This is a genomic window from Ottowia cancrivicina (assembly GCF_029813755.1).
Classification (GTDB): Bacteria; Pseudomonadota; Gammaproteobacteria; order Burkholderiales; family Burkholderiaceae_C; genus Ottowia; species Ottowia massiliensis.
This window is the reverse complement of the sequence record NZ_JARVII010000013.1, coordinates 36,447-55,020: the sequence shown is the minus strand read 5'-3', so window position 1 is coordinate 55,020 and position 18,574 is coordinate 36,447. Positions and strand designations below refer to the sequence as shown.

The 18,574-nt window shown below is 64.6% G+C and carries 22 protein-coding genes; 4 read left to right on the top strand and 18 right to left on the bottom strand.

Annotated elements, in window-relative coordinates:
• The first annotated feature begins 9 nt into the window (after nt 1-9).
• The 3 genes from QB898_RS07685 (at nt 10) to QB898_RS07675 (ending at nt 2,309) form a co-directional block, all read left to right on the top strand.
• The gene (locus QB898_RS07685) at nt 10-510 is read left to right on the top strand and encodes a nitrous oxide reductase accessory protein NosL (RefSeq protein WP_233199999.1); all 501 of its coding nucleotides are present in this window, start codon (nt 10-12) and stop codon (nt 508-510) included.
• A 178-nt stretch (nt 511-688) separates the two neighbouring features.
• Nucleotides 689-1,390 carry a nitrous oxide reductase accessory protein NosL gene (locus tag QB898_RS07680; protein ID WP_082203236.1) on the top strand — a complete coding sequence of 234 codons (702 nt, stop codon included), beginning with the start codon at nt 689-691 and terminating at the stop codon, nt 1,388-1,390.
• Between the two features lie 58 nt (nt 1,391-1,448).
• Nucleotides 1,449-2,309 (top strand): pirin family protein, encoded by an 861-nt coding sequence (locus tag QB898_RS07675; protein WP_279524464.1) that lies wholly within the window; start codon nt 1,449-1,451, stop codon nt 2,307-2,309.
• 694 nt (nt 2,310-3,003) lie between these two features.
• Here QB898_RS07675 and nqrM read toward each other — a convergent pair.
• The 7 genes from nqrM to QB898_RS07640 all read right to left on the bottom strand — a co-directional run bounded on the left by nqrM (nt 3,004) and on the right by QB898_RS07640 (nt 7,438).
• Entirely contained in the window at nt 3,004-3,216 is a 213-nt protein-coding gene (gene nqrM / locus QB898_RS07670; protein WP_279524463.1) for a (Na+)-NQR maturation NqrM, read from the bottom strand.
• The gene (locus QB898_RS07665) at nt 3,213-4,280 is read right to left on the bottom strand and encodes an FAD:protein FMN transferase (RefSeq protein ID WP_279524462.1); all 1,068 of its coding nucleotides are present in this window, start codon (nt 4,278-4,280) and stop codon (nt 3,213-3,215) included. The genes nqrM and QB898_RS07665 overlap by 4 nt, the downstream gene beginning before the upstream one ends.
• Nucleotides 4,281-4,698: 418 nt before the next feature.
• Nucleotides 4,699-5,301: an OmpA family protein gene (locus QB898_RS07660; RefSeq protein WP_082203235.1), complete on the bottom strand. Its 603-nt coding sequence runs from the start codon at nt 5,299-5,301 to the stop codon at nt 4,699-4,701.
• A complete protein-coding gene (locus QB898_RS07655; protein ID WP_279524461.1) occupies nt 5,298-5,927 on the bottom strand; it encodes a FecR family protein in 630 nt (209 codons plus the stop codon). Before QB898_RS07655 ends, QB898_RS07660 begins: the two co-directional genes overlap by 4 nt.
• A 114-nt stretch (nt 5,928-6,041) precedes the next feature.
• Entirely contained in the window at nt 6,042-6,356 is a 315-nt protein-coding gene (locus QB898_RS07650; RefSeq protein WP_279524460.1) for an energy transducer TonB family protein, read from the bottom strand.
• 122 nt (nt 6,357-6,478) lie between these two features.
• Nucleotides 6,479-7,045, bottom strand: coding sequence for a dCTP deaminase (gene dcd, locus QB898_RS07645; RefSeq protein WP_279524459.1), 567 nt, complete (start codon nt 7,043-7,045; stop codon nt 6,479-6,481).
• 183 nt (nt 7,046-7,228) lie between these two features.
• Nucleotides 7,229-7,438 carry a hypothetical protein gene (locus tag QB898_RS07640; RefSeq protein ID WP_279524458.1) on the bottom strand — a complete coding sequence of 70 codons (210 nt, stop codon included), beginning with the start codon at nt 7,436-7,438 and terminating at the stop codon, nt 7,229-7,231.
• A 685-nt stretch (nt 7,439-8,123) separates the two neighbouring features.
• On the opposite strand from QB898_RS07640, the gene QB898_RS07635 reads away from it, so the two are divergent.
• A complete protein-coding gene (locus QB898_RS07635) occupies nt 8,124-8,885 on the top strand; it encodes a hypothetical protein (protein WP_279524457.1) in 762 nt (253 codons plus the stop codon).
• Nucleotides 8,886-8,978: 93 nt separating this feature from the next.
• On the opposite strand, the gene coaD is transcribed toward QB898_RS07635, so the two are convergent.
• The 11 genes from coaD to sctC all read right to left on the bottom strand — a co-directional run bounded on the left by coaD (nt 8,979) and on the right by sctC (nt 18,530).
• Nucleotides 8,979-9,479: a pantetheine-phosphate adenylyltransferase gene (gene coaD, locus QB898_RS07630; protein ID WP_102283125.1), complete on the bottom strand. Its 501-nt coding sequence runs from the start codon at nt 9,477-9,479 to the stop codon at nt 8,979-8,981.
• A complete protein-coding gene (gene rsmD / locus QB898_RS07625; RefSeq protein WP_279524456.1) occupies nt 9,476-10,057 on the bottom strand; it encodes a 16S rRNA (guanine(966)-N(2))-methyltransferase RsmD in 582 nt (193 codons plus the stop codon). Before rsmD ends, coaD begins: the two co-directional genes overlap by 4 nt.
• 193 nt (nt 10,058-10,250) lie before the next feature.
• On the bottom strand, nt 10,251-10,766 hold the full coding sequence (locus QB898_RS07620) for a hypothetical protein (protein WP_050715698.1): 516 nt from the start codon (nt 10,764-10,766) through the stop codon (nt 10,251-10,253).
• Nucleotides 10,767-10,770: 4 nt separating this feature from the next.
• Complete coding sequence (locus tag QB898_RS07615) at nt 10,771-12,078, bottom strand: FliI/YscN family ATPase (protein WP_102284457.1); 1,308 nt, start codon at nt 12,076-12,078, stop codon at nt 10,771-10,773.
• A gap of 56 nt (nt 12,079-12,134) precedes the next feature.
• Nucleotides 12,135-12,788 carry a FliH/SctL family protein gene (locus QB898_RS07610; RefSeq protein ID WP_102283127.1) on the bottom strand — a complete coding sequence of 218 codons (654 nt, stop codon included), beginning with the start codon at nt 12,786-12,788 and terminating at the stop codon, nt 12,135-12,137.
• A gap of 81 nt (nt 12,789-12,869) precedes the next feature.
• Nucleotides 12,870-13,499, bottom strand: coding sequence for a hypothetical protein (locus tag QB898_RS07605; RefSeq protein WP_279524454.1), 630 nt, complete (start codon nt 13,497-13,499; stop codon nt 12,870-12,872).
• Nucleotides 13,500-13,806: 307 nt separating this feature from the next.
• Nucleotides 13,807-14,580, bottom strand: a complete 774-nt coding sequence (gene sctJ / locus QB898_RS07600) for a type III secretion system inner membrane ring lipoprotein SctJ (RefSeq protein ID WP_050715695.1) — start codon at nt 14,578-14,580, stop codon at nt 13,807-13,809.
• Nucleotides 14,581-14,645: 65 nt separating this feature from the next.
• Nucleotides 14,646-15,056 (bottom strand): hypothetical protein, encoded by a 411-nt coding sequence (locus tag QB898_RS07595; RefSeq protein WP_279524453.1) that lies wholly within the window; start codon nt 15,054-15,056, stop codon nt 14,646-14,648.
• 20 nt (nt 15,057-15,076) lie between these two features.
• A complete protein-coding gene (locus QB898_RS07590) occupies nt 15,077-15,379 on the bottom strand; it encodes a hypothetical protein (RefSeq protein WP_050715693.1) in 303 nt (100 codons plus the stop codon).
• Between the two features lie 94 nt (nt 15,380-15,473).
• Nucleotides 15,474-16,583 carry a SctD/MshK family protein gene (locus QB898_RS07585; protein ID WP_279524452.1) on the bottom strand — a complete coding sequence of 370 codons (1,110 nt, stop codon included), beginning with the start codon at nt 16,581-16,583 and terminating at the stop codon, nt 15,474-15,476.
• A gap of 27 nt (nt 16,584-16,610) precedes the next feature.
• Nucleotides 16,611-18,530: a type III secretion system outer membrane ring subunit SctC gene (gene sctC, locus QB898_RS07580; RefSeq protein WP_172674049.1), complete on the bottom strand. Its 1,920-nt coding sequence runs from the start codon at nt 18,528-18,530 to the stop codon at nt 16,611-16,613.
• Nucleotides 18,531-18,574 lie beyond the last annotated feature (44 nt).

The following is an 18,574-nucleotide window of genomic DNA, read 5'->3' as shown; positions in this document are numbered from 1 at the left end:
CTGGGCCTGATGGCCCTGTCAGCCATCGCCCCGCTGGCGGCGTGCAGCAACGAAACCGGCAGCCAGGCCGTCAGCACCGAACCCGTTGAAATCACCGCCTCCACCTCCTGCGAGCTGGACGGCATGCTGCTCACCGACTACCCCGGCCCCAAGGGCCAGATTCACTACGCGGGCGAAGACCGTCCCTGGTTTTACTGCGACACCATCGAAGTGCTCAACACCCTGCTGCTGCCCGAGCAAATCCGCAAGGTGAACGCCGTCTATGTGCAAGACATGGGCCGCGCCGACTGGGACAACCCCAAAGGCGCCTGGATCGACGCGCGCACCGCCCTTTATGTGCAGGGCAGCAAGCGCAAAGGCTCCATGGGCGAAACCCTGGGCACCTTCAGCAGCGAAGAAGACGCGCAAAAGTTCATCGCCGAATACGGCGGCAAGCTGCTGCGCATGAACGAAATCACCCCCGAAATGATTGATCTGCGCGGCGGCTCCGGGCTGGACAACAGCATGTGAGCGCCGCTCCATGTGCCTGAACAGCGCCTGAAAAACGCCCGGAAGCAGGGCCGGTTTTACCCTCCATTTCGCTCCTTGATTCATAGCATGAGGTCCTAGTGGAATGGGCGCGAAAGCCGGTTTTGACCCCCCTCGAATTTGCTCCTGTCCTTGATATCACGCCCTTCTTCAGCCCGCCATGAGCCAGCCGCCTTTGCTGACCCCGCCCGCTGCCGCCGCCTCTGCCAAAACGCCCCTCACACGCCGTCGCTGGCTCTGGCTGGCAGGCGCTGGCGCGCTGGCTGCGGCAGGCGCGGCGGGCCTGGCCCTGCGCCGCGCCGCGCCCGGGCAGCCGCCAGCGGGCGACGAAGGGCTGGATGAAGTCTGCATCGTCGCCCCGCCCACCCCTTACGACCCCGCCAGCGGCCTGCCGCCCGAAGCGCCGCGTCCCGTGCCGCCAGACGCGCGCTGCCCCGTTTGCGGCATGTTCCCCGCCCGCAACCCGCGCTGGGCCGCCCAGATCATCTACACCGACCACTCGGCGCAGTATTTCGACTCGCCCGTCAATTTGCTGCTGTTTCTGGCCAACGTCGGCCGCTACAGCCCCAACCGCAGCGAGGCCGACGTGCAATCGCGTTGGGTGACCGATGCCGCCAGCGGCCAGTGGACGCCGCTGGAGCAAGCCTGGTTCGTGCACGGCTCCGAAGTGCGCGGCCCCATGCGCACGCCCGACCTGCCCGCCTTCGCCCGCGAGGAAGACGCCGCACGCTTTGCCGCCAAGCGCGGCGGCCAGGCGCTGCCCTGGGCGCGCATCACGCCCCAAATTCTCGAGGCCCTGTCCAAAGAGCGCGGCGGCCCGCACAACCACGCCAGCCACGGCGCTGCCGCCGCAGCGCCCTGATTTCCTGCCGCTGCGGCGGTTTCTTTCCACCTTTTCTCTCACGATTTTTCCGGCCACCATGAAAAAAGTCGTCGTCGGCGTCTCGCGCGCCCTCTCTCCCCACCCCGTAGGCAATGCCTTTGAAGAGCAGCTTTTCTTCACCTACGACGGCATGGGCCGCCAGACCAATGCCGCCATTCGTGCCACCCACGCCGCCTGCGCCAGCGCGCCAGCGGGCGCCAGCACCGGCGCGCAGGCCTTTTGCGGCCTTGAATGCGTCACCCTCCTGCTCCAGGGCGGCCTGCGCGTGCGTGACAGCGCCGGGCACGACCACACGCTGGCCGCTGGCGACGTGCTCTGGAACGGCGCGGGCCGTGGCCTGCTGCGCGAAGAACGCCCCTCGCCCGGCGCGCCGCTGGAGCAAGTCAGCCTCTGGATCAACCTGCCCGCCCAATACAAGCTCACCGAGCCGCACTGCCAGCTCATCCGCAGTGCAAGCATCCCTGCCTTGAGCCTGCCCGGCGAAACAGGCAGCCTGCGCCTGATCGCCGGTGAATGGCAAGGCCAGCTGGGCCCCGCCGAAACCGTGCAATCCCTGCAACTGTGGGACCTGACCCTCAAAGCCGGCCAGAAAACCGACCTGCCCCTGCAAAACGGCTGGTACGCCGTGCTCCTGACCCTGACGGGCACGCTGCGTATCAGCCACTGGCTGCATCCCGTGGGGCCGCTGCAAACGGCCATGCTCGATGCCTTCGGCGACGAAGCCGGCCTGCACGCCGAAGGCGATGAAGATGTGCGCGCCATCCTCGTCAGCGCCCAGCCGCTGAACGAAGCCATCAGCGGCCAGGACGGCCTGGTGATGAACACCCCCGAGCAGCTTGCCCACATGCAGCAAGCCCTCGCGCAAGGCGCTTTCGGCGCGCTGCCCGCGCTGGATTGACGCCCGCAGCCTGGCCGTGAACGGACGCCCCGGCCCCGGCGCGCGGCCCGGCGGCCAGCTTTCCTGGAGCGGGCAGGGGGGGCTTCATCCATCAAAAAACAGGAGCGAATTCGGCGGGCCATCAATGGGTATTCCCGCTGATTCCGCCAAGACCTGATGCTCTGATTTCAAGAGCGGATCTGGCGCTGCGCCTGCTCTCCTTTCGCGCCAGCGCGGGAGTTTGCGCTCGGCAGAAATGAATGAGGCGGAGCGGAGCGCATCCGCGAAGGAAAGGGGCCGGGGGCGGCGCTTCGGAACCCGTTCAGAGTCTGGCCGCGCGAGGGATGCGGCTTGAGTGATGGCCCGCAAAGCGCAGGCGCGCCTTGCAATCCGGCAGGCGTTCGCAGGGCCGCAAGAGCGCCCAAGTCCGCGCTTTTGCGCCTGCGGACCGACGGCAAGCAGGCGTTCAGAAGCCTTGCGCGCTGCCTTTTCCCTTCCGGGGCGGCGCTGACGAAGCGCTCATATTAGCTCCTTCTTTCATAGCGTTACGTCCTAGTGGAATGGGCGTAATCGCCATTTCTGGGGGCTTGAATTTGCTCCTGTTTTGATGCCATTCAGCATGCTTTCGCGCCTGCCCGCCATCCAGCCGGGAAGGGCGCAGGCCGCCAGCTGGCCGGGCCGCCCCGCCTTGCGGCCCGCTCTTGAACAGGCTCTCTCACGCGGGCGGCGCTTCTGACCTTTGTTCTGAAGGCGCGGCCCCGCCGCCGCAGGAGCCGGGCGCTTTGCCGCAGGTGCAGGCGTGGTCAATGCCCACGGCGTTAGCCAGGCCGCCGCAAGAGCCGCCGATGGGCTTGCGCCCCGCTATCACGCCAATGGCCATGCCCGCCACCACGAGCAGCATGACGATGAATGCGATGAGCCAGATCATGGTTTTTCTCCTTGAGGTGATGCGCCAAAGGCCGCGTCAAAAGCCGCCGTGGCCCGGGTAGCGAAGCCTGCGCCATTTTCCCGGCGGCTGACGAACAAGGCCGCAATGCCCCTGGCCTGGGCGTAGTCAAAGCCCTGCTGCGGCCCCAGCGCCATGAACAGGGTGGAGAGGCCGTCGGCCTCCAGCGCCGAAGGGGCGGCCACCGTGACGGCGGCCAGGCGGTGGCGCACGGGCGCGAGCGTGCGCGGATCAATGATGTGGCTTTGCCGCTGGCCGTCCACCTCGTGCCAGTTGCGGTAGTCGCCGGAAGTGGACAGCGCCAGCCCGTTGAGCTGCACGATGCGCTGCGCCTGCCGCTCGCCTTCCAGCGGCGCCTCGATGGCAATGCGCCAGGGCGCGCCATCGGGCTTGAGGCCCACGGCTTTCATCTCGCCCGTGATTTCCACCAGATAGCTGCCCACGCCCTGCTGCGCAAAGTAGCTGGCGACGCGATCGACCGCGTAGCCGGCGGCGATGCTGTTGAATTCCACGCGGATGGGCGCGTCCTTGCACAACTGGCCGGGCTGCACGCGCAAATGCTGCATGCCCATGCGATCGCGCGCCGCCTCCAGCTCGGCTGGCGCGGGCGCGGGCGACGTCTCGTGCGCGGGCCGCGCCGCCGCGCCGTGGCGAAAGCCCCAGGCCTCCAGCACGGGCAGCAGCGTCACGTCAAACGCGCCTTCGCTTTGCTGCGCCAGCGCCAGCGCGTGCCGCGCCAGCTCAAGCGCCGTGTCAGGCATGTCCATGCACACCGACGCGGGCGCGGCGTTAAAGCGCGCCAAATCCGAATCGTCACGGTAGGTGGACACGGCCGCGTCAATCTCGCCCAGCAGCGCCTGCACCGCCCCTTGCGCCTGCGCGGCGGCAGGCTGGCCGCCGGAGCCTGGCACGTAGCTGATGTGGTAGGTGCTGCCCATCGTCGGCCCCTCGATGCGCACGACGGACGCGGTGGACGCAGGCTGCGGCTGGCAGCCCGCCAGCGCCGCCATGCAGGCCAGACAAAGAAGAAAACAGCGCGGATTCATGAATGATGTTTTGCCAAAGCCGCTGATTTTGCGCGCGGCCAGGCGCCTTCCGGCCCCCCAGCCGCAGACACTGCTGCCGGGACGGCCGTTAAGCCACGCATGCATCCGCCCATATTTATTCGCCCATATTCGCGGCTGACGGTTTCATTCACGCCGCTTGCTGGCCCAATCCGTGAAATCAAGGCCGGGCCGTAGCGCAAAAGCGATGAAGCCCGGCGGGAATGGGCGTCTTTGCCAGTGGCAGCCTTCGCGGCGCTCAAAGGCCGTCACGCGCCAGCCGGGCTGCTTGAAGCACTGAAAACAGGAGCAATTCAAAGACTTTGAAAATGGCCCTTGCGCCCATTCCACTAGGACCTCATGCTATCAATCAAGGAGCAAAATTCAGGCAGTCCGCATTCGCCCGTGGCTGCGGTGCGGATCAGTACACCTTGATTTCAACGCGGCGGTTGCGCGGCTCGTCCACGCCGTCTTCAGTGGGCACGAGCAGCTCGCGCTCGCCACGGCCCACGGCCTCGATGCGGGCAGCGGGAAAGCCTTTGGCGATGATGTCTTCCCGCAGGCGGCGGGCGCGGTTGAGCGAAAGCTCGTCATTGGCAGTCAGTGAGCCAACGGTGTCGGTGTGGCCGGTGACGATGATTTCCGCGCCGGGGCGGTTGGACACCTCGGCCAGCACGGCGTCCAGCTCGGCCTCGGATTCGGGCGTGAGCTGCACCGAGCCGGTGTGAAAGTACAGCGCGTAACGCTGCGCGGGCGCAGGCGCGGCGGCCAGCAGCTTGCCCATGCGCCGCTCCACCGCGCGCGCCGTGGTGTGGCCGCGCTCCACTTCCGACTGGGTGGACACGGACAGGGTCTGGTAAGCCTCATCCAGCCGCTCGTGGCGCTCGCCCGTTTGCACTTCCACGGCGCTGCCCGGCTGGGGCAGCAAGGTGACGCGGGTGGCGGGAGCGCAGGCGGCCAGCAGCGCGGCTGCGGCCAGCAGAAGCGGCAACAGGGCCGGGCGGGAATCCGGAGAAATCCTCATGGGCGGGTCTCGACAATGAAATCGGTGCCGCGCACGCCAATGACGGCGGTGGGCGTGGTGACTTTGACTTTTTCAGGCTGGAGTTTGGCAATCAGCCCGGTGATCACGCGCAGGCTGCCGCGCGCGAGCTTGACCCACATGCTGCCTTCCTGCGTGGTGGAGTTGAAATCGAACTCGGCCAGATCCAGCGACGAATCAGGCCCCAGCGTGAGCACGGTGCCATCGCGCAAGGTGACAGCAGCGATGCCGTCTGCGCCCGTGCTCAGGCGCTCCTGGGGCAGCAGGGCGCCGCCCACCACGGCGGCGCGGCGCGTGTCGCCCTGCGCCAGCGTGACCTGGCCTTGCACGGTTTTGAAAGTGCCCAGCCGTCCATCACCCGGCGTGATGACGAAAGCCCTGTCAGCCGCCTCGGCCGCTGGCGCCTGAGTCTGCGCCACAGGTTCAGGCCGCTGGGGGGCGCCTTCCTGCGCGGGTGCGGGCTGCGCCAAGCCGGTGTCAAGGTTGATCACTTCGCGCACGCGGCGTGCGCCTTCCTGCGCGGACGCGGGCTGCGCCAGGGCGGCGGCGGCCATCAGCCCGCAACAGGCCGCCAAGCCGCGCCGCGCGATTGCTCGGAACGTGAACATCAGTGCTTTCTCCCATTTGGTTGCAAAAAGTGGACGAATGCTAACGCAGGCATCTTGACGGCGCTGCGTGAAACGGCGTATCGCAACGTATTGCGGCGCGCTGCGCGCCATGCGCTATGGCCTGGGCGGCGCGTCGTGCACGACGAACGTGGGCACGCCCATGCCGCTGGGCGCAAAAAGAAAGGGCACTGTCACCCACATGGCATCGGGCGTGCCGTTGCGCGTGCCGGGCAGAAAGCGCGTGGCCAGAAGCCGGCGCACGGCGTAGTTGTCCAGCGAGGGGTAGCCGCTGGACTGCCTGATCTCGGCCCTGGAAGCGCAGCCATTCGTTTCAACCAGCACCTTCACCAGCACACGGGGAATGTTCTCGCGCGCCTGCCCTTTCGGCACAGGCTGCCAGGCGGCCTGCCGGTCGGCGGACGTGGGCATGGGCGCGCAGGCTGGATAAGGCTGCTGGCGCGCTGACGCATCCGCCGCACGGGGCGGCGCGCCACATGCAGCAGCCAGCAGGCTGACACAAAAAAGAAGGGCCAGCGTGCGCATGGGCGGCTTCAGGTCTTGGGCAGCGTCACGCCCACCTGGCCCTGGTACTTGCCGCCCCGGTCCTTGTAAGAGGTTTCGCATACTTCATCGCTTTCAAAAAAGAGCACCTGCGCGCAGCCTTCGCCTGCGTAAATCTTGGCGGGCAAGGGCGTGGTGTTGCTGAATTCCAGGGTCACGTAGCCTTCCCACTCCGGCTCGAAGGGGGTCACATTGACGATGATTCCGCAGCGCGCGTAAGTGCTTTTGCCCAGGCAGATGGTGAGCACGTTGCGCGGAATGCGGAAATATTCCACGGTGCGCGCCAGCGCAAAGCTGTTGGGCGGAATGATGCAAACCTCGCCCTCGAAATCGACAAAGCTCTTTTCGTCAAAGTTCTTCGGATCCACCACCGTGCTGTGAATGTTGGTGAATATCTTGAATTCAGGCGCGCAGCGAATGTCATAGCCATAGCTGGAAGTGCCGTAGCTGACGATCTTGCGCCCGTCCACCTGCCGCACCTGGCCCGGCTCGAAAGGCTCGATCATGCCGTGCTCCTTGGCCATGCGGCGGATCCATTTGTCGCTTTTGATGCTCATGAAAAAAACCTGAGGCAAAAAGGAAATTCATTTTGCCGCAGGCCCGCGCGATGCCTGAAGGCCGCTTGCTCATGAGCTGGCTCTGCATTCCGGCGCACGGACAAGCGCGGCCCTTCAGCGCAGCCTGCGGCCAGATCATGAGCAGGCTCCAGCGCCTCGCCACAGCCCAGCGGCGGCGGCGGTTCACTGGCGGATGGTCCAATCCGCCGCGCTCATGCCGCTCTCCCTGAAATCAATCACCACATTGTGTTTGGCGGCCCCGCACTGAACCACCCACATTTCCTGCCAGCTGCGCGCGCCAGGCTCCCCCGAGGGCATGCGGGTCACGAATGGCTGCACGCCAGTGATTTTTTCGCAGCCCAGCACGCCTGCCTTGGCAGCGACCCCCATCATGGCGTCACGTTGCAATTTTTCATTGGTCAATGTGCCCTGCTGGACAGGTTTTGGCTCGGCGTGGTCGGTTTTGCGAGCCTGCTCCTGCGCCAGGGCCGGCGCGCATGGCAGCGCCATTGCCAATGCCAAAAATAAGGCGCCTGCGGCGCATACACGCTTTTTCATTGCATTTTCTCCTTGTCAAAACCATTTATTCATATCATTCGACGGCGCTGCGGGTTGAAACAGCTGGGAAGGTTTCTCGGTCTTGCACTGACAATCTCCGCCGGTTTTTCCGCCGCGTCTTTTCTGCCCCTTCATCGACAAAAACTTGCCCGCACGGTTTCCGGCAGCTTAGCCTGAATTGCAACAAAGCGGACAAGGCCGGATACATGGGCGGCACAGCAGCCTCATAAATCAAAAATAGGAGCTAATTTAAAGCATATAAAAGCGGACTCTGCGCCCGTTTGACTAGGACTGCGCGCTATGAATAGAGGAGCAATAATTACGGCCTCATGGCCGCCGTAGGCAACCGGCGAAGCTTTTTTCGCCAACGCCGCCACGTGCCGTGAATATTGGTGAACGCAGGCGCGCAGCGGGACCATTGACTGCCTTTGAAGTTCATGAAAAAACCCGTAAAAATTTGAGGAAGGGAAGCCATTCCGCCGCTGTCCCATTCTTAAAATTACATTTTTTCAAGAAAAACATGCACCTCAAGCAACGCCTGATCATCGCTTCAGCCCTGTTCGCAGCCGCGCAAGCACAAGCGGCCATCATCAACTTTGACGAGCTGAACTGCGACTACAGCAACGCCCGCACCGACTACACCTTTGCTGCAGGCTACGGCGGCCTGGTGTGGAACAACCTCGAGTGCGCCAATAACACCATGCAAGACCCGTTTGGCACCGGGCAATACCTGGGCTCCGGCTACACCGATGGCGCGCAAACGCCTCGCAATCTGGCCGTTGTTCCCTTTACGCCGCCTGCAACGCCAAATGACGGGTTGACCGGCTCCATCACCGGCAGCGGCGGCAGGCGGTTTGACTTGCACAGTCTCTACATCACACCCGTCTGGCACAACAACCTGCAAGTCAAAATCACCGCCTCGCGCGCTGGCACGGTGGTTGATACACGGACCGTCACGCTTGCGGCGGGCAGCCCCACATTCCTGAACCTGAATTACAGCGACGTGGACAAGGTGGAATTCGCGTCCCAGACAGGCACCGGCACACCGCACACACCCTATTTTTCGGGGCCATTCGGCATGAATTTCGTCGGACGCATCTTCGCGCTGGACACGATCAGCATCACGCTGCGCCCCTTGCCGCAGCAGCCTGCCGCCGTGCCCTCCGCATCAACAGGCGCGCTGGCCGCCCTTTCGGGCGCTCTGGGCCTGGCAGGCGCGTTGGCGGCACGGCGGCGCAGGAACGTCACACGTCAAAAGCAAGAGCAAATTCACGAAGGGTAAAAACGGCTTTGGCGCAATTCGCGCTAAAAACCTGTTCGCAATCTTTTAAGCAAGAGAACCAACCATGCCGCTTGATTTTTTGAAGACGGGTTCTCAGGGCTTGGCGCTGCTTCGCCGTTTTTCCAGTAGCCGCTGCCACACGTGCGGGGCCACAAACTGTTCGGCATCGCCGCCCAGCAGGGCGATTTCGCGCACGAAGGTGCTGCTGACGAACTGGTAGCGCGTGCCCGGCGTGAGAAACACCGTCTCCACCTCCGGCGCCAGCACGCCGTTCATGCCCGCAAGCTGGAACTCGTAGTCAAAGTCAGTGACCGCGCGCAGCCCGCGCACCATTGCCTTGCCGCCTTTGGCTTGCACGAAGTGGCTGATCAGCCCCTCGAACGGCTCCGCCCGCACGCCCGGCCATTGCCGGGCCGACGTCTGCGCCATCTCCAGCCGCTCTTCCAAGGTGAACAGAGTTTTTTTGTGATGGGCGATGGCCACGGCGATGATGACCTCGTCAAACAGCTCGCGCGCGCGGCGCGCGATGTCTTCATGGCCCAGCGTGATGGGATCGAACGTGCCGGGATAGACGGCGATGACAGGGCGGCTCATGGTTTTTCCTCCGTGGGCAGGGGCTTGCAGAACAAATGGGCATGCACCGCGCCCGCCTTCAGGTGGCGGCGCAGCGTGAATGAAGCGGCTTCGGGGCGGCCCTGCCATGAGGCGTCTGCTTCCAGATAGACAAAGCCGCCAGGGCGCAAAGCCTTGGCGGCGGCGGCCAGTGCGGGCGCATACAGGCTGGCGGCGGCAAAAGGCGGATCGAGAAACACCACATCCAGGCTGCCCGCAGGCTGGCCGTGCAGGGCCGCCACGCCATCGCCGCGCAGCACCTGCACGGCGCTGGCCGAAAGGCGCTGCTGATGCTGGCGCAAGGCGGCGGCCAGCCGCGCGTCCTGCTCCACCAGCAGCACACTCTGCGCTCCGCGCGAGGCGGCCTCCAGCCCCAGCGCGCCCGTGCCCGCGAAGGCATCCAGCGCCCGCCAGCCCGCCAAGTCTTGCCCCAGCCAGTTGAACAGCGTCTCCCGCACGCGGTCAGGCGTGGGACGCAGGCCGGGCATGCCGGGCACGCCAAGGCGCGTGCGCTTCCATTGGCCGCCAATGAGCCGGATCTGGTGAGGGAGCGTGGACATGAGTGCAGCAGGCGTGAGCAAAACTTGGCCCGGCAGCATAGCCTTCCGCGCGGCGGAGCCGGGGGGACTTCTCCCCCAACAGCGCCAGATGGCATCAAAAACAGGAGCAAATTCAGGGCATCTGAAATGCCGCTTTGCGCAGTTTCCACTAGGACGTCACGCTCTTGTTTTAAGAGCTAATAATGGCCTGTCTTTAACCGCGTTCCTGCTGCTGCCTTTGGCTGTGGGCGGCGCTGGCGGCGTCTTCGGCTTCTCGCTCTTGCACGGCTTCTTGCGCCTGGCGGTGGGCGCGGCGGGTGTCGGTGACGAGGGTTTCGGCGGCATTGACGGCGGCGCTGGCGCGCAGCCAGGCCTGGCGGGCGCGCTCGCGGCTCTTGCGGGCTTCGTCGAGGGCTTCTTCGTCGTCCAGCATGGCGTATTCGGTGCGCTCGATTTGGTCGTCAAGGTCGGCCGTCATGGCACCGATGTAGGCGGCCAGGCGGCCCAGGTCGGGAGCGCATTCATGGACGATGCGCTGGCTGAGCTGGCCGCGCTCTTCGCTCAGGCGGGCCAGGGCGGCGCGGCGGCGCTCCAGCGCTTCTTCAGCCTGAAGGAGGGCTTTGTCGGCTTCGTGCAGGGCGGCCAGGGCGGTGCGCTCGCGCAGCTGGCGCAGGCGGGCCAGCTGGCGGGCCTGTTCAAGCTGGCGGGGCAGGTCTTGGGCGCCGCTCATTCAGTCATTCAACCTGGATGTCGCGGCTGCGCGCGGAGGAGGCGGCAAAGCCTTGCATCTGGCCGATGGTGTCTTCAAAGGCGCTGGCTTCGTCAGGGCGCTGGCGCAGCAGGTTTTCAATGGCGGGCTGGGCGGCAATGGCGTCATCAGCCAGGGCGTCGCTGCCGGGGGCGTATTCGCCCACTTGCAGCAGGAAGCGGATTTCTTCGTGTTTGGCCATGAGCGCGCGCACGCGCAAGGCGGCCTGCTGGTGCTCGCGGCTGGTGACGCGGGTGAAGACGCGGCTGGCGCTGGCCAGCACGTCAATGGCCGGGTAGTGGCCAGCCTGGCCGAGCTTGCGGGAGAGGACGATGTGGCCGTCCAGAATGGAGCGGGTTTCTTCGGCGACGGGGTCGGTGTTGTCTTCGTCTTCGGCCAGCACGGTGTAGAAGGCGGTGATGGAGCCGTGGGCGTCGTTGCCGGCGCGCTCGAACAGGCGCGGCAGCTCGGCAAAGACGCTGGGCGGAAAGCCCCGGCGCACGGCTGGCTCGCCTACCGAGAGGCCGATTTCGCGCAGGGCGCGGGCGTAGCGGGTGACGGAGTCCATCATGAGCAGCACGCGCTGGCCCTGGGCGCGAAAGCCTTCGGCAATGGCGGTGGCAGTCTGGGCGGCGCGCAGGCGTTCCATCGCGGGGCGGTCGCTGGTGGAGACGACGACGACGGAGCGGGCCATGCCTTCGGGGCCGAGGCTTTCTTCCAGGAATTCGCGCACTTCGCGGCCGCGCTCACCCACGAGGGCGATGACGTTGATGTCGCTGCGCGCCTGCCGCGCCAGCATGCCCAGCAGGGTGGATTTGCCGCCGCCGGCCATGGCGAAGACGCCCAGGCGCTGGCCTTCGCCGACGGTGAGCAGGCCGTCAATGGCGCGCACGCCGGTGATGAAGGGTTTATCAACCGGGGCGCGGTGCAGCGGGTTGGGCGGCTCGCTGTAGAAGGAGCGCAGGGGCACGCTGGCAGGCAGGGGCTGACCATCGAGCGGCTCGCCAAAGGCGTTGAGCACGCGGCCCAGCAGGGCTTCTCCCATAGGGATGAGGGAGGCGCGTTCCATGATTTCAACTTCGGCGCCCATCGAGATGCCTTGCAGGTGGCCCAGCGGCACGAGGATGGCTTCGTGCTCATGCAGGCCAACGACTTCGGCGCGCAGCGGAGTGGCGTGGGGGCGTGCAGGATCGCGGATGAGGCACTGCTGGCCAATGACGGCTTGCAGGCCGCTGACGCGCAAGGTGGTGCCAAAAGCCTGGGCCACGCGGCCACGGGCGACTTGGGGCTGCATGACGCGCAGGCCCTGGGCCAGGGCGTCATCAAACAGGGGGCGGGCGGTGTTGCTGCTCACGATTCGCGCTGCTGCTGCGCCATCTGGCGCGAGAGTTCAAGGGATTGGGCGGTGCGGTCGAGCACGGCTTCCAGCCCGGCGATGAGCGTGCCGGTGGGCGATTCAATGACGCATTCCAGCGGCCCCAGCCGCTCATCGGCCTGGCATTGCACGGGCAAGGCCAGCTGGCGGGCGGCCAGGCGGGTCTGCACAGGCTCCAGCATGCCGGGGGCCAGGCGCACGCGCACGCTTTGCGCGGGCACGACGTGCTCGAAAGCGCGCTCGGCCAGCGCGGCCAGCACGTCGGGCGGAGCGAGTTCAGCCGCCATGCAACGCACCATGGATGAGGCCAGGGTGACGAGCGCACCACGCAGTTCTTCGCGCTGGGCGGCTTGCTCGCGGGCGATTTTCTCCAGCGTGTCGCTCAATGCCTGCGCGCCGCTTTCCAGCGCCTGCGCGCGGCCTTGTTCCAGCCCTTCTTCGCGCCCCTGGGCGCGGGCTTCTTCGCAAGCCTGGGTGACTTGCTGCTCCTGCGTGGCCAGCAGCTGGGTCAGACGCGCGGAAAGGGCCAGTGCGTCTTGCAGCGCAGGCAGCTCGCTGGCGGGCACAATGGGAGAAGTGGTGGCGATGGCGCCAGGGAAGGCGTCATCCAGGGCAAGCAGGTAGCTCATGAAGGGAGGTCAGGAAGCGGGCCGCCTTGCGCGGCTTATCGGGTGGCGGATTTTGAAGCGGCGGCTTGCGGGCCGCCTGCTTCATTCGTCATCGGCATTGCCTGCCTCTTCTTCGCCTTCTTCGCCTTCTTCTGGCGGGCTGGCAGGCTGGACGCAGCGCGCGGCTTCAGCCGTGCCGGTGTCAATGGCGCGGCGCGCCCAGTCGATGTGGGCGTCAAAAGCATGGTGCTGATTGACTTCAGGGGCGGGCCAGCCCAGTGCGGCGGGCATCAGGGCGCGCAGCGCGGCGGGCAGACCCCACAGCAGCAGGGCGCGGCCGCAAGACTGCAGTTGGTCAGCGCATTGGCTAGCTTCAGTCAGGCCGGGGCGCGGCGGAGCTGCATCAAGCTCCAGACCGCCGCTTTCGGCACGCAACAGGCGCTGGAGGCCGTCTTCGCCCAGCACTTCACACACGGCGGCCAGGCGCTTGCCGTCGATGCTGGCGCGCAGCGAATCAGCCAGCCACCATGCGCCAACGAAGGCGGCCAGGCGCTGGCGTTCGCCTTCGCTGGCGGTGGCCCAGGCGGGGCAGGCGTCAATCGTGCGCCAGCTCGCGCCCGTGCCCGCCAGCAGGCGGGCAGCCGCCAGGCGCTGGCGCCGCCGCCCCGCCATGCTGGCAAAAAGGGAAGGCTGGATGGCGTCTTCGGCGGGTTCAGCAAGCGTTTCAGTCATGGCAGTCGCAGGAGACCAAAAGGTGTCTGGGAGCAATGGGCAAAGCCTGGCAAGCAGAGGGAAGTTCAGGCAAGGAAGAAGGCGTTTCTGCTCTTTCATTCATAGCACGTTCTCTCGATTGCACTAGGACCTTTCTTGTTTTGCGCCCCTGAAATTCGCTCCTCTTTTTGAAGAAGCAGCGCATTGAAAGAAAACGGCTCGCATGGCAGCCTGAAAACGAAGCCGCCAGCGCGGCACAGGCTTGGAGCCTGTGGCCTGGCCCGGAGGCTTCGTGTCTTCATGCCAAACAGCGAACCACCCGGAACGCTCAGGAAGAATGCGCGGATTTGGACGGCGGGGGCGCCGAAGACGCCCTATTGCGCACCGTTAAGGCATGGCCTGAACTGGCCGAACGCCGCTGGCGCCAACCCAGAAACCAGGCCAGCACAAGGGCGGCAACGCCCAGTCCTGCGCCGATGGCCACAACGGGCTTGAAGCTATCTGTTCCCCAGATGGAAGCAGGCGCGGGAGCCGCTGGCTTGGCTACGACGGGCATGGATTCTGCGGGAAAGAGAACGACGGTGACGTTGTCATAAGGCAAGCCCTCAATGGCATTGACCACCAGCGCCTTGATCTTGCCGACCTGCTGCGTCATGTCCAGCCCCGGACGGTGGCGGATGAAAACCGAAGCGGTGGCGGTTGCGGGCTTGTCTGACAGCGGATTTTTCTCAGGCACGGAGACATGCACGCGCGCCTGCAGCACGCCATCAATACTGGAGATGGTGTGGGAGATTTCCTGCGAAAGGGCATGCGTGAAGCGCGCGCGCTCTTCCAGCGGTGAGGAAACAAAGCCTTCTTTCTTGAAAACCTGACCCAGGGTGTCGAAGTTATCGCGCGGCAAACCGCTGTCGTGCAGGACTTCAACGGCGCGGGAGAAATCACCCGGGTTGGTGGTGACCGTGAAGGTCTTGCCGTCCCGGGCTGCGACCTTGTCGGCTTTCACGCCAGCGATGCGCAGCACCGCCACCATTTCATTGGCTTGGCGCTCGCTGAGCTGGCCATACAGCTCCTGCTGGGAGCAGGCTGCCAGCAGCAAGGCCATCAAAGGTGCGCCCAGCCACCGCCAATGGGCGGCAGCCGGACGCGCCGGACGGGAAAGCGCGCGCATCACGCCTGTTGCCGGAACAGTTGCTGGAGGCCGTCAGACGTGCGGTTGGCCACGTTGGCGGTCAGCTGGCTGTGAAACAGGAATTCGTGGCAGCGCACGGTGAGCATGACCATCTCGCCGGGCGTGAGGTCATTGCCCGCAGCCATGGCGCTTTCAGCATGCTTGGACAGCGAAGCCGCCTCGGCATTGATGTGCTCCAGCGGCCTGAACAGCGCCTGCATGGTTTCTGCGGCGGGCGCCGTGGCATGCGGGTGCAGCGTGCCATCAGCGCGAGCCAGCGCGTCGCTGAAGCCCGACAAGTCGGTCAGCGACACGCCATAGCCCGCCTGCACGGAAGCTGGCGCGCCGCCCGCGCTGTGGCTTGCGGCCAGCGCCTGCTCGGCTGGGATCAGGGATGACAGTGCATTCATGCGGTTTCTGCTCCCGGCCCTTACTGCTTGCGAGCCATCGTTTCGAGCGCCGTGCCCACAGATTGCAGCGAGGTATGGGCGCTGTTGGACATGAAGCCCATCTGTTGAGCCAGCGCCGTCATGCGGGTGATGTGTTCGGGACGGTCATTGCCTTCGGCCAGCTGATCGGACGCGACCTCAATCTCATTGGCCTTGGCATTGAGCGTCTTGCCCCAGGCTTCAGCCATGGCTTCATACCAGCTGGAGGACTTGCCGCCCGGACGTTGCGAGCCGGTCAGGGGCGAAGTCGCCAGCACGGACAGAGGGGATACGCTGTTGCTCATGTTGCTCTCCTTTGTGAGACAGGGACCTGAAGCATGAAGCGCAATGACCGCCGGTCCAAGGAAACGGTCTGCGCCGGAAAAACAAAGAAAAAGCTCAGAAGGTCAGCTGGCTGATTTGCCCATCGCGCTCCAGCTGAACAAGATTGGCCTGAATGGCCTGGATGCGATGCCCGGTAGGCAACACTGCGCCCGTGAAGTAGCGCGTGCCATCTGCCGTGACCACATAGGCAGGGTCGCCAGGAACAATGGCCGCCACGCGCTTGCCAGGATCCGCCGCCACGGGAGAAGCCTTGGCTGCGGCAGGTGGCGCGTCATTGACGGACACCAGCTTGACCAGGCCTGGCACATCACGCCGTGCTACGGCTTCGGCACGCTGCAGGTTTTCAGTGTTGGCTTCGCGTGTGTGGACTTGCACAACGCCCGATCCGGCAGATTTGACCTGCGCCGCAATGCCATTGAGCCGGAATACTTCAGCCACGCCTTGCGTGACTTGTTCATTGATCCACGGCATGACACGGACGCTTCGCATGGAAGTGCGCGCCAAGGCTTGCTCCAACTCGGCGCGCTGGGTTTCCGAATTGAGATAGCCCGTGACAACAGGCTGACCGTCGCGGATTTCGACATCCAGAGTGGCATAGCCAAGGCGGTGCAGGCTCTGGCGCATCTGCTCTACCTGCTGGCCGGGTGTGCCCGGGTGGCGATCCATGGCCCAGCTCAAGGTCAGTGCGCCAGCCGAAATTGCCACCAGGGCCACGCCGCCCTGCAACAGGCGGCGCACCCAACGCGCGCTTGCTACGGCGGCAGGCTGCATCGGCTGCAAGGCATTGCCTTGCGTTTCAGCTGGCACAAGCGGCTGCGGGGTAGCGTTGCCAAACAGTGCGCCCCATTGCGGCGCGCCCACCTGTCCTACCGCCAATTGCACGTCGCCCAGGGAAAACGGCACATACAGGCCCACGGCCATTTTCTGGCCTGCATCAATGCTGACTTCCTCTACCTGCGAGCTGCCGTTCTCCACCTGCAGCTCCAGCGCGGATTCGTCATCCAGCAAAGAGATCCGCGCGGCGGCGGCACTGTCCGCGCGCAGCACAACATCGCTGGACCAGTCCTGTCCAATGCGCAACGGCGCACCTGGCTTGATCGGAAACGTGGCGCCACGCTGGCGGCCACTGAGAACGCGCAGTTCGTAAAGCAGGGGTGCTGTCATGCTGGAGCCTCTTGAGTTGGTAGAACGTCAGTAGGTTTGACCAATGGATGCTTCGCCGCTGGCGGGCATGAGGAATCTGGATTTCGGCGCGGCGGCCTCGTCCTTTTTCTCCTGCGCCGTATCCGGCTTGGGTTCAAGCTCAGGCATGGGAGGCGCCTGAACGGCGTTGCCAGGCCGCTGCGGCCCGACAGGAGCCGTACCGGACAAGGCGCGGCGCGCCGGAACCAGGCGGGGCGAAATCAGGAACAAGCGCTCCTTGTGTTCACCGCCGCGTTCGGTGGTTTTGAACAAGTTGCCCAGCACAGGAATATCCCCCAGGAAAGGCACCTTGGTGACGCCTTCACTGGACTTTTCGCGCGTCATGCCGCCGATCAGCAGACTCTCGCCCGCCATGATAAGCGCCTGGGTATTGATCGCCGAACGGTTCACCGTAGGCATGGTATCCACTGATCTCTCGAAGTCAAAATCTCCGTCTTCAATCTGCACCAGCAGCTTGATGCGAACGTCGTTGCCTTCCTTGAACACATGAGGCGTGACGCGCAGCGTCGTGCCAGCCTCTACGCGGAACAGATCCACTTCATTGCGGCCCTGCACCTTGACATAGAAACTCTTGGTTGTGTCATAAAGGGCTTCTACGTTGGAGAGCGTCATGATTTGCGGGCTGGATACAACGCGCGCTGCCTTCTGCTGCTGCAAGGCGTTGATACGCGCCACAAATTGATTGCGTCCGCCCAGCACCAATGACAAGAACCCGCCGGTGCCTTGGGGCGTAATGCTGCCCGTTGCCGTGGTGCCATGCAGCAGGGTATCGCTGGCAGTGCCATTGCCGAACAGGAATGACGCGCGATCATCCGTCCAGCGCCAGTTGATGCCCAGCTCGCGCAAACGGTCGGTGTTGAGGTCGATGATGGTGGCCTCGATTTCTACGGCTTGCGGCTCCACGTCGAGCGATTTGATGAGTTCGTCGTAATACGGCAGCCGTTCGGGCGCGTCGCGCACGATGATGGCATTCAGTCTCGCATCCGCCTCCACGCGAGCCTGCCCTGGCAGCGTAACCAGAGGAGCCAAGTCATTTCCCGTTTCGTTGAACGTCACATTGATGCCGCCCCCAGAACCCCAAGCGCGCCGCACAGTGTCTGCCGACGCGAGCATAGGGCTGGCGCCTTCCGCCCCCAAAGTGCCTTGATTGGCCATGCCTCGGCCACGCAGACCGGGCACGGTAGGACGCAGATATTGCTCACGCATGCCCAGCACCTGAGGCTGTGTTTGTGACGTCAGCAGCGAGCGCAGGATACTGGCCACGCCCGGAATCACAACCACCTTGCCGCCATACTGGGACGTTACGTCCTGTGCCCATGCATAGCGCAGGTAATAAACCTTGAAGCCCAAAGGAGCAAGTGCATCAGTCTGCTTCTTCTGTCCCGTGGCCAGTTCGTCAACCATTTCCACGAAACGCTTGGCGCCTGTGGCAATCAGGGAGCCGCCCTGCCCGACTCGCAGCGTATTGCGGCTATCGACCAACTGCATTTCCTGAGCTGTCTTGATAACCGTGCGCGCATTGTCACTACTCAAAGGGAAGGTTCGAGTAGAAATTTCACTGGGAGTGAAAACATGCACAACTGAGCCGTCGTAATAAGCCATCAGACCAAACGAGCGCAGGATGTTGTTGAACACGCGATCAGCAGGCCCCTGGAAGGTGCCATTGATAGCGCCACTGACGCCTGAGCTGACCGCCACAGGAATGTCCACTGCGCCAAAAAAATCCTGCAGAAAGGAAGCTACCGGCTGCTCCCGTGCTGTCATCTCAACCTGACGCCCTTCAAATGGAATAGATGCAGCCCACGCCGCTCCCGCGCCTGCCCAAGCTGCACCTGCCAGCGCCAGAGCGGCAGCCCAATGCCGGGCAGCATTGATCTTTGTTGCTTTTCCTTGTTGCATGAAACCCATGAACTCTCCTGTAAACATATGAAATCCAAACACGCGATCTTTAT

Coding starts and splice junctions, on each gene's coding strand:
- coaD (WP_102283125.1), bottom strand. CDS start 9,479: ATGAGCCGCCCTGTCATCGCCGTCTATCCCGGCACGTTCGATCCCATC.
- dcd (WP_279524459.1), bottom strand. CDS start 7,045: ATGAGCATCAAAAGCGACAAATGGATCCGCCGCATGGCCAAGGAGCAC.
- QB898_RS07685 (WP_233199999.1), top strand. CDS start 10: ATGGCCCTGTCAGCCATCGCCCCGCTGGCGGCGTGCAGCAACGAAACC.
- sctC (WP_172674049.1), bottom strand. CDS start 18,530: ATGGGTTTCATGCAACAAGGAAAAGCAACAAAGATCAATGCTGCCCGG.
- QB898_RS07675 (WP_279524464.1), top strand. CDS start 1,449: ATGAAAAAAGTCGTCGTCGGCGTCTCGCGCGCCCTCTCTCCCCACCCC.
- QB898_RS07655 (WP_279524461.1), bottom strand. CDS start 5,927: ATGTTCACGTTCCGAGCAATCGCGCGGCGCGGCTTGGCGGCCTGTTGC.
- QB898_RS07640 (WP_279524458.1), bottom strand. CDS start 7,438: ATGATGGGGGTCGCTGCCAAGGCAGGCGTGCTGGGCTGCGAAAAAATC.
- rsmD (WP_279524456.1), bottom strand. CDS start 10,057: ATGTCCACGCTCCCTCACCAGATCCGGCTCATTGGCGGCCAATGGAAG.
- QB898_RS07605 (WP_279524454.1), bottom strand. CDS start 13,499: ATGACTGAAACGCTTGCTGAACCCGCCGAAGACGCCATCCAGCCTTCC.
- QB898_RS07680 (WP_082203236.1), top strand. CDS start 689: ATGAGCCAGCCGCCTTTGCTGACCCCGCCCGCTGCCGCCGCCTCTGCC.
- QB898_RS07595 (WP_279524453.1), bottom strand. CDS start 15,056: ATGAATGCACTGTCATCCCTGATCCCAGCCGAGCAGGCGCTGGCCGCA.
- QB898_RS07610 (WP_102283127.1), bottom strand. CDS start 12,788: ATGAGCTACCTGCTTGCCCTGGATGACGCCTTCCCTGGCGCCATCGCC.
- QB898_RS07615 (WP_102284457.1), bottom strand. CDS start 12,078: ATGCAGCCCCAAGTCGCCCGTGGCCGCGTGGCCCAGGCTTTTGGCACC.
- QB898_RS07620 (WP_050715698.1), bottom strand. CDS start 10,766: ATGAGCGGCGCCCAAGACCTGCCCCGCCAGCTTGAACAGGCCCGCCAG.
- QB898_RS07660 (WP_082203235.1), bottom strand. CDS start 5,301: ATGAGGATTTCTCCGGATTCCCGCCCGGCCCTGTTGCCGCTTCTGCTG.
- nqrM (WP_279524463.1), bottom strand. CDS start 3,216: ATGATCTGGCTCATCGCATTCATCGTCATGCTGCTCGTGGTGGCGGGC.
- sctJ (WP_050715695.1), bottom strand. CDS start 14,580: ATGGCCTTGCTGCTGGCAGCCTGCTCCCAGCAGGAGCTGTATGGCCAG.
- QB898_RS07650 (WP_279524460.1), bottom strand. CDS start 6,356: ATGCCCACGTCCGCCGACCGGCAGGCCGCCTGGCAGCCTGTGCCGAAA.
- QB898_RS07665 (WP_279524462.1), bottom strand. CDS start 4,280: ATGAATCCGCGCTGTTTTCTTCTTTGTCTGGCCTGCATGGCGGCGCTG.
- QB898_RS07590 (WP_050715693.1), bottom strand. CDS start 15,379: ATGAGCAACAGCGTATCCCCTCTGTCCGTGCTGGCGACTTCGCCCCTG.
- QB898_RS07635 (WP_279524457.1), top strand. CDS start 8,124: ATGCACCTCAAGCAACGCCTGATCATCGCTTCAGCCCTGTTCGCAGCC.
- QB898_RS07585 (WP_279524452.1), bottom strand. CDS start 16,583: ATGACAGCACCCCTGCTTTACGAACTGCGCGTTCTCAGTGGCCGCCAG.